The 19,034-nt window shown below is 63.3% G+C and carries 15 protein-coding genes; 2 read left to right on the top strand and 13 right to left on the bottom strand.

What is annotated here, in order from left to right:
- Nucleotides 1–32 precede the first annotated feature (32 nt).
- Together JGU71_RS00285 and JGU71_RS00280 are read left to right on the top strand one after the other, a co-directional pair.
- Nucleotides 33–1,475 carry a wax ester/triacylglycerol synthase family O-acyltransferase gene (locus JGU71_RS00285; RefSeq protein ID WP_199700908.1) on the top strand — a complete coding sequence of 481 codons (1,443 nt, stop codon included), beginning with the start codon at nt 33–35 and terminating at the stop codon, nt 1,473–1,475.
- Nucleotides 1,476–1,971: 496 nt separating this feature from the next.
- The gene (locus JGU71_RS00280; RefSeq protein ID WP_199700907.1) at nt 1,972–2,853 is read left to right on the top strand and encodes an esterase/lipase family protein; all 882 of its coding nucleotides are present in this window, start codon (nt 1,972–1,974) and stop codon (nt 2,851–2,853) included.
- 23 nt (nt 2,854–2,876) lie between these two features.
- On the opposite strand, the gene JGU71_RS00275 is transcribed toward JGU71_RS00280, so the two are convergent.
- The 13 genes from JGU71_RS00275 to JGU71_RS00215 all read right to left on the bottom strand — a co-directional run bounded on the left by JGU71_RS00275 (nt 2,877) and on the right by JGU71_RS00215 (nt 19,017).
- Complete coding sequence (locus tag JGU71_RS00275) at nt 2,877–3,149, bottom strand: hypothetical protein (protein ID WP_199700905.1); 273 nt, start codon at nt 3,147–3,149, stop codon at nt 2,877–2,879.
- Between the two features lie 132 nt (nt 3,150–3,281).
- Entirely contained in the window at nt 3,282–4,202 is a 921-nt protein-coding gene (locus JGU71_RS00270) for an alpha/beta fold hydrolase (RefSeq protein WP_199700903.1), read from the bottom strand.
- Between the two features lie 197 nt (nt 4,203–4,399).
- Nucleotides 4,400–5,638 (bottom strand): bifunctional 3,4-dihydroxy-2-butanone-4-phosphate synthase/GTP cyclohydrolase II, encoded by a 1,239-nt coding sequence (locus JGU71_RS00265; protein WP_199700901.1) that lies wholly within the window; start codon nt 5,636–5,638, stop codon nt 4,400–4,402.
- Nucleotides 5,639–5,647: 9 nt separating this feature from the next.
- The gene (locus JGU71_RS00260; RefSeq protein ID WP_199700893.1) at nt 5,648–6,829 is read right to left on the bottom strand and encodes a thiolase family protein; all 1,182 of its coding nucleotides are present in this window, start codon (nt 6,827–6,829) and stop codon (nt 5,648–5,650) included.
- Nucleotides 6,826–8,292: an aldehyde dehydrogenase family protein gene (locus tag JGU71_RS00255; protein ID WP_199700891.1), complete on the bottom strand. Its 1,467-nt coding sequence runs from the start codon at nt 8,290–8,292 to the stop codon at nt 6,826–6,828. The genes JGU71_RS00260 and JGU71_RS00255 overlap by 4 nt, the downstream gene beginning before the upstream one ends.
- Nucleotides 8,293–8,319: 27 nt before the next feature.
- Nucleotides 8,320–9,444, bottom strand: a complete 1,125-nt coding sequence (locus JGU71_RS00250) for an LLM class flavin-dependent oxidoreductase (RefSeq protein WP_199700889.1) — start codon at nt 9,442–9,444, stop codon at nt 8,320–8,322.
- A gap of 85 nt (nt 9,445–9,529) precedes the next feature.
- Nucleotides 9,530–11,053 carry a GMC family oxidoreductase gene (locus JGU71_RS00245; RefSeq protein WP_199700887.1) on the bottom strand — a complete coding sequence of 508 codons (1,524 nt, stop codon included), beginning with the start codon at nt 11,051–11,053 and terminating at the stop codon, nt 9,530–9,532.
- A 174-nt stretch (nt 11,054–11,227) separates the two neighbouring features.
- Entirely contained in the window at nt 11,228–13,699 is a 2,472-nt protein-coding gene (locus JGU71_RS00240; RefSeq protein ID WP_199700885.1) for an ATP-binding protein, read from the bottom strand.
- 21 nt (nt 13,700–13,720) lie between these two features.
- Nucleotides 13,721–15,211, bottom strand: a complete 1,491-nt coding sequence (locus tag JGU71_RS00235; protein WP_199700880.1) for an aldehyde dehydrogenase family protein — start codon at nt 15,209–15,211, stop codon at nt 13,721–13,723.
- On the bottom strand, nt 15,208–16,287 hold the full coding sequence (locus JGU71_RS00230) for an LLM class flavin-dependent oxidoreductase (protein WP_199700879.1): 1,080 nt from the start codon (nt 16,285–16,287) through the stop codon (nt 15,208–15,210). The genes JGU71_RS00235 and JGU71_RS00230 overlap by 4 nt, the downstream gene beginning before the upstream one ends.
- A 53-nt stretch (nt 16,288–16,340) precedes the next feature.
- The gene (locus tag JGU71_RS00225) at nt 16,341–17,726 is read right to left on the bottom strand and encodes an ammonium transporter (protein ID WP_199700878.1); all 1,386 of its coding nucleotides are present in this window, start codon (nt 17,724–17,726) and stop codon (nt 16,341–16,343) included.
- 27 nt (nt 17,727–17,753) lie between these two features.
- Complete coding sequence (locus tag JGU71_RS00220) at nt 17,754–18,143, bottom strand: RidA family protein (RefSeq protein ID WP_199700877.1); 390 nt, start codon at nt 18,141–18,143, stop codon at nt 17,754–17,756.
- 226 nt (nt 18,144–18,369) lie between these two features.
- On the bottom strand, nt 18,370–19,017 hold the full coding sequence (locus tag JGU71_RS00215; RefSeq protein WP_307829427.1) for a TetR-type transcription factor C-terminal domain-containing protein: 648 nt from the start codon (nt 19,015–19,017) through the stop codon (nt 18,370–18,372).
- Between the last annotated feature and the right edge of the window lie 17 nt (nt 19,018–19,034).

The following is a 19,034-nucleotide window of genomic DNA, read 5'->3' as shown; positions in this document are numbered from 1 at the left end:
TTAAGCAACACAGTAACTAATATTGTAACATCGTGACAGTTCCGTTGCTAGTCAGACTCTACGTCCCCGAGGAAGTGGGCACACCCATGTCGATCAAGGCCATCTCACCGCTCGATGCAGCGTTTCTGCTGATAGAGAGCGACGACATGCCATGGCATGCGGCGCTGCTTATGTTGTTCACGCTTCCGGACGACGCCACGGCCAGCTTCGTTCCCGAACTCGTCGATCGGATGCGTGGTCCACACAAGCCGGTCAGCCCGTTCAATCTCGCACCTGCGTACGCGAAACTGCCCCAACTCCCGTTTGTGCGTGAAGTCGACACGATCGACGTCGATCACCACGTCGTTGTTCATTGCCTGCCGCAACCCGGAGGCGAGGACGAACTGAACTCTGTAATCGGCGAATTGCACAGCCGCCGACTCGATCCGTCGCGGCCGCTGTGGGAACTGCACCTGATCGAGGGCCTGGCCGACAATCGCTTCGCTGCTTTCATCAAAATTCACCACTCGCTTGCCGACGGAGTCACCGGCATGCGTCGTTTGCTCCAGTGGCTGACGCCGAATCCCGCCGCCGATCCGTGTTCGCCGCTGTTCACCGTTGGACCGACCGGCCGCGTCGATACACCGGTCACACCGCGGCGGGGTCTGCGCGCAGCGCGTAAACAGTTGGCTGCCAGAGCAACTGCCGGACACGAATTGAGCCGGACGATCTACGAGATGATGCGCCGCACCTATGCCGGTCAGGCACTGACGGTTCCGTACCGAACTCCCAAAACCGTGTGGCACGGCAGAATCGACAGCGACAGAAGCATCGCGTACACACAATTCGATCTCTCGCGCCTCAAAGCACTCGCCGACGCAACCGACACAAAATTCAGCGACATCGCCTTCTACACATGCGGATCGGCGCTGCGCACCTACCTCGCCGAACACGCCGATGTGCCGTCGACACCGCTGACCGCCGGGGTGCCGATGAGCACCCGTGACGAAAACGACAATCGTCCAGGTTCGGCATTCGGCTTCATCACCGTCGATCTCGCCACCAACATCGCCGATCCCATCGAGCGCCTGCAGACCATCGCCCGATCGAATGCAACTGCAACAGAGCAGCTTTCGCACCTATCCGAGCCTGGCCTCGTGCTGCAGCCGGTACTCGCCAACGGACCTATGATTGCCGCGCTGGCCCTTCGATTCGGCAAGCGGACGCCTGCGGCATTCGGTCTCGTCATGTCGAACATCCCGGGACCGAAGGTTCAGCTGTACCTGGACGGCGCCCGCCTCGACGCCTTGGTTCCGGTATCGGTGCCGATGCACAACAGCCCCGTCAACATGACGTGCATCGGACACGGCGACAAGATCACCTTCGGCATCGCCGTCGCAACCCGCAAGGTGCCGGACGTCGGACACATTGCCGCAGGGCTCGAAAAGGCCATCGTCGACCTCGAGCGCCAGGTCGCGGCCCGCAAGGCTGCGTGAAGCCGCTGTGTTTCAGCCGTGCTGCTGAATCTGGGTGAGCACCGTCCGGCTAGCGGATCGGCCTTCACCGGCTGCGACGTCGGGATCGCATAGGCGTAGATGTGATCGTCCGGATCGATGTATTCCAGTTGCCCGTCGAGCACACCCCGGCTGACCCATGCGCGAACGGAGCAGAATTCACAACCTCCAGCGCGTCGGCGGGCAAGTCCCCCGATGTCGCGGCGTCGTCCGACCCGCAAGCCGCAACGACAAGCAAGCCGTCAGGAAGGTGGCACCAAGCAACCGCGAACGAGGTCGGGATGGCGCCGAACATGTTGTTCCACAACGATTCACAGGCGCTGTCTGCAACATGGTCGACTTCCTTCGGGAAGAAGGCTGACGCTACCCGATGATGCTCCGTCCGAGACGAGAATCGATGTGGAGCGGCGCACCGACGGCGATAAACTGACGCAACCCCGACTGCCTCGAACCGGTCTCGGTCGGAAAGGAATCGACTGTGAAGCACCAACTCGTAGCGGGGGTGTTCGCGGTAGTCGTATCTGCAACTGTGGCGATGGCACCTACCGTGCATGCCGCTGAGTTCCCGGTAACAACGGACGGTCTAGCAGCCGTTGTCGCAGGCATCGGCCAACCCGACGTCGCGCCACCTGGCGCGAACCGACCCTCGTGTCGCAGTACAGCTCACCCGACGCCGGTTGTACTGGTCCATGGTGCAGGGTTGAACCAGAATGCGAACTGGGCAGCGCTCGCCCCGACACTCGCCAACAACGGCTACTGCGTCTTCACACTGACATACGGACGCACCCCGTTCAGCCTCGGCAGCGGAGCGGTCGACAGCCTCTTCACCTCGGCCGAGCAGCTCGGTGCCTTTGTCGATCAAGTACGGGCCTGGACCGGTGCCGACCGGGTGGACCTGGTCGGACACTCTCAGGGTGCCGCTGTCCAACGCATCTACACCGAAAGCAACCCCGCAGCGGTCCGTCGCGTCATCGGGCTCGCTGCGTCCTATTCACGTGTGACAGCGTTCGAGGGGATCACGTATCTGGTCGATACCCTCCCTGCGTTGCAGCCCCTCCTGTCCCTCGGCTGCCCTGCGTGCGAAGACCTGAACAATCCGGCGACGTACCCGCCGCCCGTGCCAACTGTGCTCTATCACAACATCATCAGCGTCACAGACGAGGTGATCACCCCGTACACCGTCGGCTTCCTGCCGCCCGGCCCCAACGTCGTCAATCAAACCGTGCAGAGTGTGTGCCCCGACGACGAGGTCGGCCATCTCGGCATCGCCTTCGATCCGGCGACGCTGCGAATGGTGCTGAACGCGTTGAGCCCCGACGACGCGGTTCCCGTCGTGTGCGATCAGGGGCTTCCCATCTGAGTCCCGGCCTGCGGCGAACCGATTCAAGCCGAGTGCCGAAGGGATCTCGCTCGAGCGGCCGACTGCTGTGATCGGTCGGTCCACAATCGACGCCTACATACCTTCAGCAACTCGTCGGCGGTTTCGGCGTCCAACCTGTGCTGGCCGGACTGGACCATCCGTTCCACTCTCCGGAAGAACTCCGGAGCGGACAAACCGAATCGGACCATGATGTCTTCGTCAGGGCCACCGCCGAATCGACGCCATGAGCAGGCGAAGTCGAGCATCAACTGAGTCGTGTTGTCGGAGTTCGTCATTCCAGCCTCCATGTGCAGGCGAAGTGAGCTCGTGCGGACCACGACGGCCATGGTCACCACGATAGGTCCGGAAAATGACGCCGATGTTTCCGATCGATCAGATGCTGAAGGCTGCGTCAGCAGGGCTGCCCGTCAATGCGCTGCGAGGCGAATCGATTCGATTGCAGCCGCGGCGTATTGCTCGGGGTGCGTGATCGGCGCCAAATGATCTTCGTCGAGTTCGACTATCCGGGCGCCGATCTGATCGGCGAGTTGATGCTGCAGCCATGGCAGACAGACCGTGTCACGGCTGGTGACAAGCATGGAGGTCGGCAGCTCACGCAAGCCGGCAACCTGGCCGCGCAGGTCGTGCCGTCGGACCGCAGCCCCGGCCTCGACGATGCCGGAGTGCGTCGTACGTGCCAGTTCGGTTCGCACCCAGGGCCAGCGCTGATCGAACGTCGCATCGTGGCGGTAGGTCTGATAGACACGCGCGATCGCCGACGTCGGTTCGGGTCGCTCCCCCAAGATCGTCGTCGCTCGCAACAACGGCCACACCAGACGATCGCGGACCGTTTGTCGGTAGCTCAGAGCACACGCTTGAACGCTCAAACCTGCGACTCGATCCGGGTGCCGCAACGCCAATTGCAACCCCACGATGCCGCCCAACGAGAAGCCGCACACGATTGCGCGCTGGATACCGAGAGCGTTCAACACGTCAACCGCGTCGTCGGCGAGGTCGGCGATGTCGAACGTGGACGCCGATCGAGGGCTGTGACCGTGTCCACGCTGGTCGAGCGCCACGACCGGATGCGAATCTGCAAGGCGGGGAAACACATCCACGAAGTTGAGGTCCATCGACCACGTCCAGCCGTGCAGCAGCAACACCGGAACAGCATCCGTGGGCCCGGACTGGGTCCGCACGAACGCTATACGACCACGGTCGAGTTCCACCCACTGTGCATCGGGCAAACTCGCAGTCCACTGTGACGGTCCGTGCGCCACGTTCGATCGGCGCTGCAGCAACTCTCGGCCGAAGCCACCGAGTTCACCCCAACCGGACGAACGCTTCATAGCCGACGATCCCCTCGATACACCCCGCTCCACGTCGAGCGGGTGAGGCAATGTTAGTGCAGTCCGACGCCGGGCCTCGAACAGGCGGTTACTGTCCGACCCACTCGGCCGATGTCCCAGCAACAGCCTGCTCGGCCTCTGGATTGGAAGCCCAGTGCGGCGAGATCCCCTCGCCGCACCGGGGTTCGGGCGCCCGGTCAAAGCCGGGCAGTGATGCGACCACGCAACTCGGGGATCTCGTGTCCCATCCGCTCGCGTTTGGTGCGGAGATAGTCCTCGTTGTGGTGGTTCGGCAAGGGCGTCAACGGAATTCGGGCAGCGACGGCAATCCCCAGTTCAGCCAGGCTCGCGACCTTGTCGGGATTGTTGGTCAGCAGCCGCACCGACCGGACACCGAGATCGCGAAGAATCTGCGCTGCCGCACCGTAATTGCGGGAGTCGACAGGGAGGCCGAGTTCGGAGTTCGCGTCGACGGTATCCCGCCCGGCATCCTGGAGGCGGTAGGCCTGCAACTTCGCTGCCAGCCCGATCCCACGACCCTCGTGGCCGCGCAGATAGACGACCACTCCCCTGCCCTCGATCGCGATCCGTTCCATCGCCTCGGACAACTGCGCACCGCAGTCACAGCGACACGACCCGAAGACGTCGCCGGTCAGGCACTCCGAATGCACGCGCGTCAACACCGGTGCACCACCGGATATGTCACCGTGGACAAGCGCGATGTGCTCACCCTCGTCGAACGCGGCCCGGTATCCGAAGGCGGTGAAGTCGCAGGTCTTCGTCGGCAAGTACGTTTCTGCCACCCGTTCGACCAAGACCTCGTGGCGGCGCCGGTATTGGACAAGGGCATCGATCGAAATCATCGCCAGCCCATGGGTATCGGCGAAGCGTCGCAGTTCCGGTGTGCGCTTCATCGAACCGTCGTCGTTGACCAACTCGACGAGCACTCCCGCAGGTCGGAGGCCGGCCAACGTCGCAAGATCGACTGCGGCCTCGGTGTGGCCGCGCCGCACCAGCACACCGCCGTCGCGATACCGCAGCGGGAAAATGTGACCCGGCCGCGACAGGTCCCCTGGCACAGCACCGGGATCGGCGAGCACCCGAGCAGTTCGCGCCCGGTCTGCTGCCGAAATGCCCGTGCTGACGCCCACCCGCGCATCCACCGAGACCGTGTACGCCGTGCGCAACGGATCTTGATTGTGCGGCGTCATCAGTGGAATGTCGAGACGGTCGAGGAGTTCCCCGGTCATCGGTACGCAGATCACCCCACTCGAATGGCGAATCGTGAAGGCCATCAACTCCGGTGTCGCCTTCTCGGCCGCGAAGATGATGTCGCCTTCGTTCTCGCGATTCTCGTCATCGACGACGACCACCGCTTTGCCTGCGGCGATGTCGGCGATCGCCCGCGCCACGCTGTCGAACTCGACCGTGCTCATTGCAACTCCTTACCGAAATCTCTCCAACACAAGGGCATTTGCCATTCCGCCTGCCTCGCACACCGTCTGCAATCCGAGCCGGTGGTCGGCGTCCTCCATCGCGTGCAGCATCGTGGTCAGCAACCGACATCCCGTCGCGCCGAGCGGATGGCCCAGCGCAATCGCTCCCCCTCGCGGATTCAGCCGGGCGCTGTCTGCACCCAACTCCAGCTGCCACGCCAGCGGAACCGATGCGAACGCTTCGTTGACCTCGAAGTGGTCGATCTCCTCGACACTCGAGCCGGTGCGCTGCAAGATCTTCCGCGTTGCCGCGATCGGGGCCGTCAACATCAGCATCGGATCGTCACCGCACGCGTAGAACCCCCGAAACCGAGCCCGCGCTTGCCAACCCATACGTTCGGCGGCCCGCTCACTGGCAATCAACACCGCACTTGCACCATCGGTCAGCTGCGACGAGCTGGCGGCGGTGAGCTGCCAGTCCAGGTCGGGAAAGCGTTCGGCGTACTCGTCGGTCCGGAAGGCAGGCCGCAGATCGTGAAGGGAGTCGACGCTGGTGCCTGGCCGAATTGTTTCGTCCCGCTTCACAACTCGGCCTGGCGCGCGGATGGGTACGATTTCGCGCACGAAGGCACCCGACGAGTCCGCCGCGTGCGCCAATTCGTGTGAGCGTGCCGCGAACTCGTCCAGCTGTGCGCGGTCGAGACCCCACCGCTGCGCGACGAGTTCCGCTGCGACACCCTGCGGTAGCAATCCTGGTGAGTACCGATCGTGCACCGACGGCCCGTAGCTGTCTGCGCCCTGACGATTCGACCCGATCGGAACCCGACTCATCGACTCCACACCAGCGGCAATCACGATGTCGTACGACCCCGCCATGACGCCCTGGGCGGCGAATTGCACTGCCTGCTGGCCAGATCCGCACTTGCGCTCGATCGTGACCGACGGAACGTGCTCGGGCAGACCCGCTGCCAACCACGCCATCCGGCCCACGTTTCCCGATTGCTCGGACGACTGCGTGACGCAGCCGACGAGCAAGTCGTCGACGTCGGACGGGTCGACCCCCGACCGCGCGACCAGCGCGGAAACAACCTGGGCCAGAAGCTCGACGGGATGGACGTCGGCCAACGATCCGCCCGGACGGCCCCGACCCATCGGCGACCGCACCGCATCGATGACGAGCGCAGGACTCACCACCTCGATACCACCAGCTTCTGATCGGTGTAGAAGGCCAGGGGCGCATCGCCACAGACGTGCATATCGCCGTAGAACGATGCGCCGTAGCCGCCCATGGTGACGTTGGCCGGCGGTGCGGGAAACGAGTTGATGCCGACGTTGCCCGCGCGGACCCGGCGTTCGAAGGCAGCGGCCACCGCACCCGACTGTGTGAAAATGGATGCGGCGTTACCGAATTCGGTGTCGTTGGCGAGCGCGATCGCAGCGTCGAACGACTCGACCCGGTGGAAGTTGATGACCGGTCCGAACAACTCCATCCGCTCGACCGGATGCGCGGGATCGAGTCCGGCAATAATCGTCGGACCGATGAAGTAACCGTTCTCCGTCTCTGCGCCGCCGGACGGCTTCACGTTCCGGCCGTCGAGGACGAATGTCGCACCGAGTCTTTCGGCTTCCGCCAGTGCGCCCAGGATTCGCTCCTTGCTCGCCGCGCTCACCACCGGGCCCATCGTCACGTCGTCGTCGAACCCGTTGCCGACGACGATCTGATTGGCAATGGCGACAACGCGTTTCAGCAGTTCGTCGTAGACTTCGCCGATCACGACGACCCTGCTGCCCGCCAGGCACCGCTGCCCGGCCATTCCGTACGACGACGAGATGATGCCTGCGGCGGCCTTGTCCAGATCGGCGTCGGGAGCGACGACGATCGGGTTCTTGGCACCGCCGTTGGCCTGCACCCGTTTTCCGGAAGCGGCCGCTGCCTCGTAGATGGCCTTTGCGGTCGGTGACGAGGTGATGCACGACACGGCCGCCACCGACGGATGCGATATCAGGTGCTTCACCACATCTGCGCGGCCATGGAGCAGGGTCAGCACACCTGCGGGCACCCCGGCCTGCTGCAGCAGCCGAATTGCTGCGGTCGACGCGATCGGATCTTGCTCGGAGGCCTTGATGATCAACGTATTACCCGTGACAAGTGCCCAGGCGGAGAACTGCACGGTGTTCATCACGGGAAAATTCGACGGTGTGACTGCGACGCACACTCCCAGCGGCTCGCGCACGCGGCGGGCGTCGAGTCCCGTTGTCACGTTGATGTTTTGACCGTGATACAACATCGGCGCAGCGAGTGCGGTCTCGAGGAAATCGAGCGCACGAGCGACCTCTCCCCTGGCTTCGTCCAGCAACTTACCCTGGTCGAGTGTGATCGTTCGCGCCAAGTTCTCGGCGTTCTCTTCGAGAATCGTCTTCATGCGGTAGAGGATTCGCACTCGTTCGCCGAGCGGTCGCGCTCCCCACTCGACGAATGCACGCGTCGCAGCCGCGACCGCAGCTTCGGCATCCTCGATCGTCGCAGGCAGGAGATCGGCGAGCTTCTCGCCGGTCGCAGGATTGAAGATCTCGATTGCATCGCTTCCGGATCCCGGCCCCCACTGGCCGTCGATCAGGTTGGCGGCGGCCGGCTTCGTTTCGATTGTCGTCATATCAGTGCCTCTTTCTCGAAAGTTCTCTCAGGACAGGGTGTGTAGTTCGCGCGTTTCGGCACCGTGCCGGACGCCGATATCGCCACCGACGTTGTGTGCCTGCAGGCGCGGAAGAACCTCGGAGGCAAGCAGTTCGAAATTGCGCCGAGCGACGTCCGGCGCCATCCCGCCGAACGAAGGGGCGACAAGGACGGCACCGGCGTCGAGGCGTTCGACATAGTCGAGAATGCGGGACACAACCTGATCCGGCGTGCCCCACACCTGCAGGTCTGCCAGGAAGTCGCAGAAACCGTCCACGCCGTGCTTCTCGATGTTGCGGCTCAATCCGGCGTAGTACTCGTAGCCCTCGATCTTCGCGAACCCGACGTTGTCGAATTCGTAGTGCTGGACCGTGGATTCGGCGTATCGGCGGAGATAGACGGAACGCATCTGTTGCGCCTCGGCCTCGGTCTCGCCGACGCCGACGAACACACAGAGAACTGGCTTTGCCGGCTCCTCACCGTTGATCTCCAGGTAGCGGTTCCGGTAGGCCTTCATCTCGGCTTCCGCTTTGTCCCATGGCTTTTGTGCAATAACCATCAGGCCGACCTGGAGGCTCGCCATCAGATCGATCGACTGCGGTGAGACCGCCGACGCGAAGGTGCGACCACGAAACGATGCGTACGGTGCCGGACGAAGTTCCATCGCGGGCTGCTTGTACAGCTCGCCGTCGTACTCCATCACTCCGGACTCGAACCCGTTGAGGATCGCCTCTGCGTATTCGGCGAAAAGCTTTCGCGACTGCCCCATTTCGACGCGGAATCCGTCGAACTCGACGCGTCCGAGTCCCCGACCGATTCCCACGACGGCTCGGCCTTCCGACAGATGATCCAGCAGGCAGAAGCCCTCTGCGACTCGGACCGGATCCTGCCATGGCAGTACGGACACCATCGTGCCGAGCTTGATGGTGGACGTCTTGGCGGCCAGCCACGAAAGGAACTGCGGCACATCGGGAGTCATGCCGTAGGCGGTGAAGTGGTGTTCAGGTGTCCACACCGAATCGAAGCCGACCCCTTCCGCACGCAGAGCCAGGTCCAGTTCGTGCCGAAAGGCCTCTTCGTCGGTCAGCTTTCCGTCCAGGTTCTGGAAAACGAGAGTCAATCCTGTGTGCATATCCGCTCCTTCGATTCAGTCGTTCCGACTAGTTGGTATTTGGTAGACGCGACGAGATATCGAGTGCCGCCGCATCGTGGCTGTTCTAGTGCGGGCGCAGTTCACCGCGGAGCAGGTCTGCGGCTACTTCGCCGATCAGTACTGTCGCTGCGTTCGTGTTCGCCGAGACGATGCTCGGCATCACCGAGGCATCGGCGACACGCAAGCCGGCGACACCGTTCACACGTAGCTGCGGATCGACCACCGCCTCGGAATCCGCGCCCATCCGGCAGGTACCGGAAAGATGAAAGAAGCTGCTGACCGATTCACGAACGGCCTGTTCCAGTTGCGGCCGATCGAGTTTCAGCAAATCCGTTGTCTCGCAGTCTCCGCCCCACTCGTCGAATGCGCCGGACCGTGCGAGAACGTCCACCGCCTCGATTCCGGCAATGAGCTGACCCATGTCGTAGTCGTCGGTCAGATAGCGTGGGTCGATCAGGGGCGGCCGTGCCGGATCGGCGGATGCGAGGCGGACCGTTCCGCGACTGCGTGGCCGCATGTGACCGATCCCGAAGGTGAATCCGTTCGGCACGGCCTGCTGCCATGGCAGGTGGTAGTCGACCTGGATCTGCACGATCTGCAACTCGGACCGAGTCTGGGCCGCATCGGTTTTCATGAACAACGTGGATTCGGCGTAGTTGCCGCTCGGCACGGGCAACGGTCGATCGGCACGCATCCGCACGCCGGCGAGCAGAATGTGGTCTTGCAGGTTGCGTCCAACTTCGGCCGAATCGACGACAGTCCCGATCCCGAGGTCCTCCAGCTCGGCAGCAGGGCCGATGCCTGCGAGCATGAGCAAACGGGGCGTAGCCACCGCACCGGCGCACAGAACTACCTCGCTCGCAACAGAATCCGTGATCGCCCGACCGTCCCAGGTATACCGGACGCCGGTGCAACGGCCACCCGACACCACGAGGCCGGCAACGTCCGCGCCGGTGCGAACCGTCAGGTTCGGGCGGTCGAGCGCGGGCCGCAGATACGCCGTCGCCGTGCTCTGCCGGACACCGTCCGCGATCAGCAGATCGTGACATCCGGCCCCGAGCAACTCGGGTCCGTTGAGGTCCTGCGACACTACGTGACCGACCGCCCTCGCAGCCTCGACGTGTGCCAGGGAGAGCGGGTGTGGAGCCTCGATGGGACGTGGGGTGAGCGGCCCGCCGCGGCCGCGAAACCGTGGGTCGCCGTGCGGTGCATCCTCGGAACGGATGAAGTACGGAAGAATCGATTCGTAGTCCCAGCCCGTGGCCCCCGCCGCTGCCCAATCGTCGTAATCGAGTCGGTGGCCGCGCAGATGCGCCATGACGTTGATCGAACCCGATCCGCCGAGAACTCGACCGCGCGTCGCAGGAACGGTGCGTCCAAGCGTTTCCTGCGGGACGGTCGTGTAGCCCCAATCTGCTTCGCTGCCAGCCAGACTCGGCCATGCTCCCGGTGCCTCGATGTCGGCCCGGCGGTCCGTGCCACCTGCTTCGAGCAGCAGAACCTGGACTGCGGGGTCTTCGCTGAGTCGGCCTGCCACAACACATCCGGCGGTTCCGCCGCCGACGATGATGAAGTCGTAGGTACTCATGGCGCGATCCCTCTCTCGAAAGCAGCTACATACTGTCTAGCCGGTATGTAGTGGATTGATATCGAGGCTACTTCCGGCATTGCCGGCCGGTCTATTCGTGTAACTACGCATTTCGTTGCGTTCTCTACGTACGTAAGTCCGCCGAAGACGGCCCGCTATATACCGATTGGTATGCTACGAGCTCTTGTCGCCGCCACGACTCGTGACCCACGCTGCGATCTGCGTCCGGTTCGCAAGCCCGAGCTTGGACATGATCCGATCGACGTGCTTCTCCGCGGTGCGAACCGAAATCACCAACGACGCAGCGATTTCCCGGTTGGTCAGACCGCGAGACACTAGCTCGCCCACTTCTCGTTCCCGCTTCGTCAAGGCTGCGAGCTCGTTGTCCGACTCGTCCGGTGCCGATTCGGGCGTCTCACGTAGCGCAAACGCGGCTGCCGCGTCCGCGGACATGGCAGCCCCCGACGCGTAGGCGACGCGAAACCCGCGTTCCGACGCCCGGCGCCGTACGGTGTCCTCCCACTGCAAATGAAACGCCCACAGCCGCTGAATACCTTCGAGAGGCATGCCGACCTGACGGAGTAGAGCGTCGGCCGCCCCGAGCAACCGAGCGGCTCGGTCGACGTCGCCGTCGGACGCCGCGATCCACGACATAGCCTCGAGGCATACGGCTATGCCGAGTTGGTCACCCAATTGCCTTTTCAGAACCAGGCTTTCGCGCTCCAGCTCGAGCGCTGCGGCAACGTCGCCCTGGCGCAACTTGTCGATTCCGTACGCCCACAGCGAGAACGAACGCCACCACGACTCACCCATCGCTGTGGTGAGGTCGTTGCATCGGCGGTGCCACCGTGCCGCGCTCTCGGTCTCCCCTGAGAAGCTGAGTGCGAGGCCGACCTCGAACGTCGAATGAATCTCGCCGTTGCGGTGACCCAGCTTCGCAAACGTCGCTACGGCCTGCTCGACACGCTCGACGGCGAACGGTAGATCGCCGCGAAACAGCGCACTCAGTCCCCAGGTCTGGGCAACGAAGGCTGCGAGGACACCGTCGCCGGTGTGAGTCGCGATCTCCTCTGCCTGCTCGAGAAGGGCGGGGACGACGTCCTGGTCACCTTGCAGTACGGCGAGCCAGGCACTGAGCCGAAGACCACGTCCACGGTCGACGGTCGGCTCGACCGCCACCCCACCGAGCTCGTCGAGCCACTGCCGAGCCTCTGCCAGAAATCCTCTTGCCAACCAATAGTTTTCGATGGACCAGACCAGCCGCAGGCCACTCTGCGCATCGTTCGTGAGACACGAATTGAGGGCAGTACGCAGATTTGCGTGCTCCCAGCGCAATCGCTCCAACCACTGCGCCTGACGAGGACCCGACCAGTCTTCGTCTGCTCGCGACGCTAGCGCGACGAACCACTGCCGGTGTCGACGTTCCAATTCGATCGACTCGGCCTCGTCCAGTCGTTCCGCTCCGTACTGCCGAATCGTCTCCAGAATCTGGTATCGCGGCTCACGGGCTTCCGCCACACGGGTGAGGATCGACTTGTCGACGAGTCCTGACACCAGATCGAGCACCGCGTCACGTTCGATAGCGCCACCGGATGTGACCGCTTCGGCGGCCGCGAGGTCGAAGCCGCCGGTGAACACAGCGAGCCTGCTCCACAGCAGCTGCTCCTCCGGCGAACAGAGATCGAAAGTCCAGTCGATCGATGCACGCAGCGTCTGATGCCGTGCCGGCGCCGTGCGGCTGCCGTGTGTGAGGAGACGGTAGCGATCCCCCATGCGGGCAAGCAGTTCGGACAGTGGCAGCACCCGAAGGCGAACTGCCGCAAGCTCGATCGCGAGTGGTATCCCGTCGAGCAACTGACACAGTTCGACCACCTGCGGTTCGGTCTCGGTGTTCAATTCGAATCCCGGAACCGCCGTGAGAGCACGGTCGACGAACATCGAAACAGCTTCGCTTTCGGCGATAGCGGTCCGGCTCGGCGTCCCGTACGGATGCGGTGCCGACAGCGGTGGAACCGACAGAGGTGGAACCGAAACCGAGGCTTCACCATCGATGTTGAGCGCCTGCCTACTCGTCGCCACGATTCGTAACCGTGGACACGATCGCAAGAGAGCGTCGACAAGTGTTGCGGCAGCGTCCACGAGATGCTCGCAGTTGTCGAACACGAGCAACATCTGCCGATCGCGCAGATGGTCGACCAGCGTAGACAACTGCCAGCGGGAGGACGTTTCCCTGATGCCGACCGCAGCATTCACCGTGTGCCCGAGCAGGGCGGGATCCTGAACGTCGGCGAGAGCCACCAGCCGGATGCCCTCTTCGAAGGCCCGTGCCGCGTCACGTGCGAGTTGGAAAGCGAGCCGGGTCTTTCCGACGCCACCGGTACCGGTCAGGGTCACGAGCCGCGCACGCTCCAGCGCATGCCGAGCGAGTGCCAACTCGTGACGCCGACCGATGAATCGCGTCAGCTCCAGCGGCAGATCCCCTGGATCTCCTGAGGCGCCGTCGCCGGGTAGGGGCAGGACCACTCCCGTAGTCTCCCCTACCCGGCGCGCTCCCGCGACGATCGGACGAAACGAGGACAACATGTCCTCGTCCAGACCGACACGTGCGGTTGCCTCGCCGTGCACGAGTTCAGGCCGCCAGGTCATGATCGCGACACCGTGATCGCCTCAGAGTCCGATCACGACGGTCTTGAGTTCGAGGAACTCGTCGAGGTTTTCTCGGCAGGTTTCCCGGCCCCATCCCGATTGCTTGTACCCGCCGAACGGCAGTGCGGCATCGACAGCCTGGTAACAATTCACCCAGACCTGGCCGGCCTCGATCGCCCCGGAAAGGCGGTGCGCGCGAGCGAGATCGCGCGTCCACACCCCGGCCCCGAGACCGAACTCGGAGTCGTTGGCGAGACCGAGCACCTCGTCTTCGGAATCGAACGGGATCACCGACAGCACCGGCCCGAAAATCTCCTCGCGAACCAGACGTGACCGAGCATGAACGTTCGTCAGAATGGTCGGTTCGACGAAGTAGCCCTCTGCGCCGTGGCGCCCACCACCGGTCACGACGTCGACGCCTTCCTTTCGGCCGAGATCGATGTAGCCGAGCACCTTGTCCCGATGCTCCGCCGAGATGAGCGGTCCCATCTCACTGGACGGATCGAGGCCGGGGCCGAGCTTGATACTGCGGGCTCGCTCCGCCAGACCGGCCACGACCTCGTCGTATACGCCGCGCTGCGCATACAGTCTCGAACCTGCGACGCAGCTTTCGCCCTGGCAGGCGAAGATCGCGAGCGCTGACGACGGAATCGCCTTGACCAGATCGGCGTCGTCGAAGATCAGGTTGGGCGACTTGCCGCCCAACTCCAACGACACCCGCTTCAGCGTTCCCGTGGCAGCCCGCGCGATGGCCTTGCCTGTTGGTCCGGAGCCGGTGAAGCTGATCTTGTCGACACCCGGGTGCTCGACGAGTGCCGCGCCGACAGTCTCGCCGTAACCGGTCACATAGTTGAACACGCCCTCCGGAATACCCGCTTCCAGAACAAGATTCGCCAACAGCGCGATCGAAAGCGGCGTCTGCTCGGCAGGCTTGACGACAATGGTGTTCCCTGTCGCCAGCGCTGGTGCCAGCTTCTTGACGGCCATCATCAGCGGCAGGTTCCACGGCACTATCGCAGCGACGACACCGACCGGTTCACGCACGGTGTACGCGTGATACGGACCGCCGAAGTTCATCGGAAACGACACGGGAATCGTGTCGCCAGTGATCTTGGTCGGCCAACCCGCGTAATACCTGAGCACGTCGATCGAGAAGGCGACGTCGACATACCGCGCCTCCATGATCGGCATCCCGGCGTCGAGCGATTCCAACTCGGCCAATTCCTGTGCGCGCGCCTCGATCAGGTCGGCCAGCCGCCAGATCAGTTTGCCGCGCTCCTGTGGCGTGATCCGACTCCATGGACCGCGCAGGGCTGCACGCGCGGCGGCGACCGCGCGATCGACATCTTCGATGTCGCCGGCTGGCACCTCCGCAACGACCTGTCCGGTCGCCGGATCCTCGACCGACAAGGTCGCGCCCGATGCTGCCGAGACCCACTCCGAACCGATCAGCATCTTGTGCGCGTCCTGTACCCGAGTGCGCAGGTCCGGTGAGAGCAGTGTGGTGGTCATGCCGACACCACAAGCTTCGATGCGCTGAAGTTCTTCATCAGCGGAAACACTTCGCTGCCCATACGTTTTATGTCCTCGACGTAGTCCGGGAAGATCAACATGTAGCCCGCGACGTCGATCTCGGCCCACTCATCCAGTTGGCGCGCAATACTTTCCGGCGAACCGGTGATGAAGTCGGTCGACATCTGCACTGCGCCTTTCTGATCCATGCTTGCCAGCAGCTCGGACGTCCCGCCCTGAGCGGTGTCGGTGACGGCTCCGCTCACCATGTATTCGATCGCACCGAAGTCGGCGTGGTCGACGAAGTTCTGCAGCTTCGCCTCCGCTTCCTCGTCGGTATCGGCGATGACCACACCGAGCGCGACATATGGCTTGATCGAGCGCTGCGCCTCCTCCATCTGCTGGTTGAACCGATCGACGACTTCCGCGAGCGCCTCCTTGCCCCCCAACGCCAGGCGGAAGGCGTAGTCGGCGTAGCGCGTCGTGAACTTGATGGCGTCGTCGGAGGCACCGGCGCAGACGATGTTCATGTGGTGCGGCGGCTTCGGTCCCATCCGCAGGTCCTCGTACTGGAAGTACTCGCCCTGGAAGTTGGTGACGCCGTTCTCCCAGAGTTCCCGTACCACCTGGCAGTACTCGCCGGCGTACTTCCAGCGGTAGCTGTTGTACTCGTAACCCGGCCACACCTTCATAACTTCGAGTTCCCTCGGGTGCCAACCACCTGGAACGATGTTGAGCGAGAAACGGCCGTCGCTGATCGAGTCGATGGTCATCGCCATCCGAGCCGCGATGGCCGGGTGGATCGCGAGGATGTTGACCGAGCCGATGAGCTTCATAGTTGTGGTGTCGCGTGCCAGGGCGGCCATCTGGGTCATCGACTCCAGGGCGTCGTCCCAGAACCCCGTCGTTCCGCCGTGGCCGCGCAGGCACGACAGCGACAGTGCGAACGAGAAGCCGTTCTCCTCACCGGTCTGAATGATCTCGCGCATGTGGGAGTAGGTCGGTGAGTACTGCGGTGCGGTCTCGGACATGATGTAGCCGTTCCGAGCGCTAGGAATGAAGATCCCGAATTCCATTGCAAGACTTCCTGTCTGTTCGAATGTTGGTGGTGGTTGGGTAGGCCCGCAGATCAGCGGACCAGAGTGACTTCGTCGGCGGTCGGGTCGTCGCGCCGGACCGAATCCGTGTGCTCCGAGTAGGCGGCAAGACCTATGACGGCTCGGTCCAGTTGTCCGTCGAGCCCCTCGTCGACTCGAGGGTCCCGCAGACCGACTGTCTTCTCGACCGCGACCACGACGACGAGCGCCGAGACGAGTCCGAGAGCGAGGAAGACCCCGACTCCGATGAGTTGTTGCACGAGTCCGATGGAGGCGTGCTGGAACGCGTAATCGCCTTCGAGCCCGAAGTATCCGCCCTGCTTGACGCCGCTCGCGAAGATCGCGGTCATAAGGGCGCTGTAGATCGCGGGGCCGAGCGTCAGCGGCACGACCTTGGGATCGTCGAGCTTCAGACGAATCATCAGCTTGTAGCCCGCGAGCACGATCAAGGGCGCGAAGAACGCGGTCACACCGGCCTGCCATGGCTTGACCACGTCGATCAGACCTGCGACTCCGATCCAGCCGCTCACCGGCGCGACGAGGAAGAAGAACGGGTTGTTGCTGATCTTCCAGGTCAACAGTCCGCCCATCGCGGACGCCGCGAACGCCATCATGAGGTTGGTGACGACGATCCCCATCCCCGAATCGTTCAAGGTGATTCCGAAGTACCCGGCACCCGGCACCAAGAATCCGTTGACCAGCACATATCCGCACAATCCTGCGAGAAAGAGGAGCATCCCGACGACGGTGTACACGAGGTTGTGCGGTGCAGGCGGCACAGCTGACGTCCCACTGAAAACGCCGACCCGCGGCTTCGCTCGCCACACCAGTACGAGCGCCCAACAGCCGAGCAGGATGTAGAAGAACGATCCACCGAAATCGTGTGTGCCTGCATTCGAGAGCGGCCCTACCGGTCCATAGACGAGGTAACCGCCGAAGGGGACGACCAGTGCACCGAAGACCAGAGCGACCAGCGCCAACGGCATCGTCTTGACACGTTCGATCACGGCGCCGGCCAGCAATGCGGCGAGGAAAGCGGCGAACAATATGAAGATCGCAAAGAACGCGTGGTAGGAGTCAGCGCCGGGAACGACTGCGGGATCGATGTTTTGGGGCAATGTGTTGATATTCGGTCCGCCGAGCCACCAGTCCCCGATCGCCTTGCTCAGTCCGTTCGACACACCGAACGCCTGGTTGAACTGCCAGTCCCAAATTGCGAAACCGACGATCGACATTCCGGCCGCGGCAACGAAGGCGGCGGCCAACTTCTGGATGAGCGTGTGCATGACGTTGCCCGAACGGCTCAGCCCTGCGTCGAACAGAATCACACCCGCGAGGGCGAGCATGATGGCGATAACGCCGACGACGTACAGAATTGTCGTCAGTTGCGCACCGATCGACACTTGATCTTCGTACATTTGCGGTCCTTTCCGTGGGTGCGGTGGCTACTGCTTCGGTCGACGAGCGATGGCGTCGATTTCGACCCGGCAATCGCCTGCGATACCAACGACGAACGTGGTGCGCGCGGGAAACGGCCCTGGCGAGAAGACCTCGGTGTACGCCTCCCAGAACTCCTTGCGGTACGAGTCGTCGCTCAGGTAGCACGTCGTCTTGACCACATCGCGGAGACTGCTTCCCGCTGCTTCGAGCAGGCCACGAATCTCGTCGAGCGCGATCTTGGTTTCGGCGGCGATCGTGTCGGCTTCGGGCTTGCGCCTTACAGTTTCGAGGTCGAGCGCCATACCGCCGGCGAAGACGAAATCGTCCGTTGCAACGCCGGGAGTCATTCCGTATCGGGGGTACGGCAGGTTCCACGGATTCAGATATTCGGGCACAGTTTTCTCTCTCCTACAGTGAGATGCGTTGCCGGCGTGCCCATATCGTGCGAAGTGGCAGCCGTCACACCAGAATCCACGTGCAGCAGAGGCGGCGCGAGCAGGAAACTACGTATCTACTACGTATTCGCGCTCGTACGCGCCCTTGTCTCCGGCCCCGAAGACGACTGTGCGCGGTTGGGGAGTCGAAGGACTCGCCAACCGCGCACAGTGTGATTCGTTGCTGCTATCCGGATTTGGCCGTCGGTTCCACGAGCCCCTCCAGCAGAATGTCCGCGTAGATGTTGCCGAGCTCCTTGGGAGTGACGGAGCCGCCGAGATCGAGCCACACGTGCGTCCACGCGCCCATGCCGATGATCCCGAACGCAACCAACCGCGCAGCGCCGACTTTGCGGAATACTCCCTCACGCATTCCGCGGTCGATGACCTCGACGAAACAATGCTCGAATTCGTCGCGCTTGCGCTGGATCTCGGCGAAGACGTCGCCGGACAGAAAGCGCCTCTCCTGCAGGAACACGGTGATCTCCGACTTGTAGATCGACATCGGCTCCAGGAGTGCTTCGCTGATCAATCGCCGAAGCGTCTCGTCGGTGCTCTGCTGTGTGTCGGCAAGAACCTGGCGCGCGCGGCCGAGTTGATAGTTGATGAACTCGTCGTGGACCCGGCGAAGCAGGTCTTCTTTGCTGGCGAAGTGGTGGTAGAACGCACCTTTCGTCAGTTCGGCGTCGTCGACGATGCTCTGGACCGACGTTGCCGCGTAGCCGTTTTGCTCGAACAGCCCGACTGCACTCTTCAGCAGCGCGCGCCGTGCACCGTCGGGGTCGCGAACCCGACGCCCGTCGGGTCGGCTGCTCGATTTCTTCGGTGGTACCACCCGTTCACCTCTCTGCA

This window comes from Antrihabitans stalagmiti (genome assembly GCF_016482825.1).
Lineage (GTDB): Bacteria > Actinomycetota > Actinomycetes > Mycobacteriales > Mycobacteriaceae > Antrihabitans > Antrihabitans stalagmiti.
This window is presented reverse-complemented; position numbering and strand designations above follow the sequence as displayed.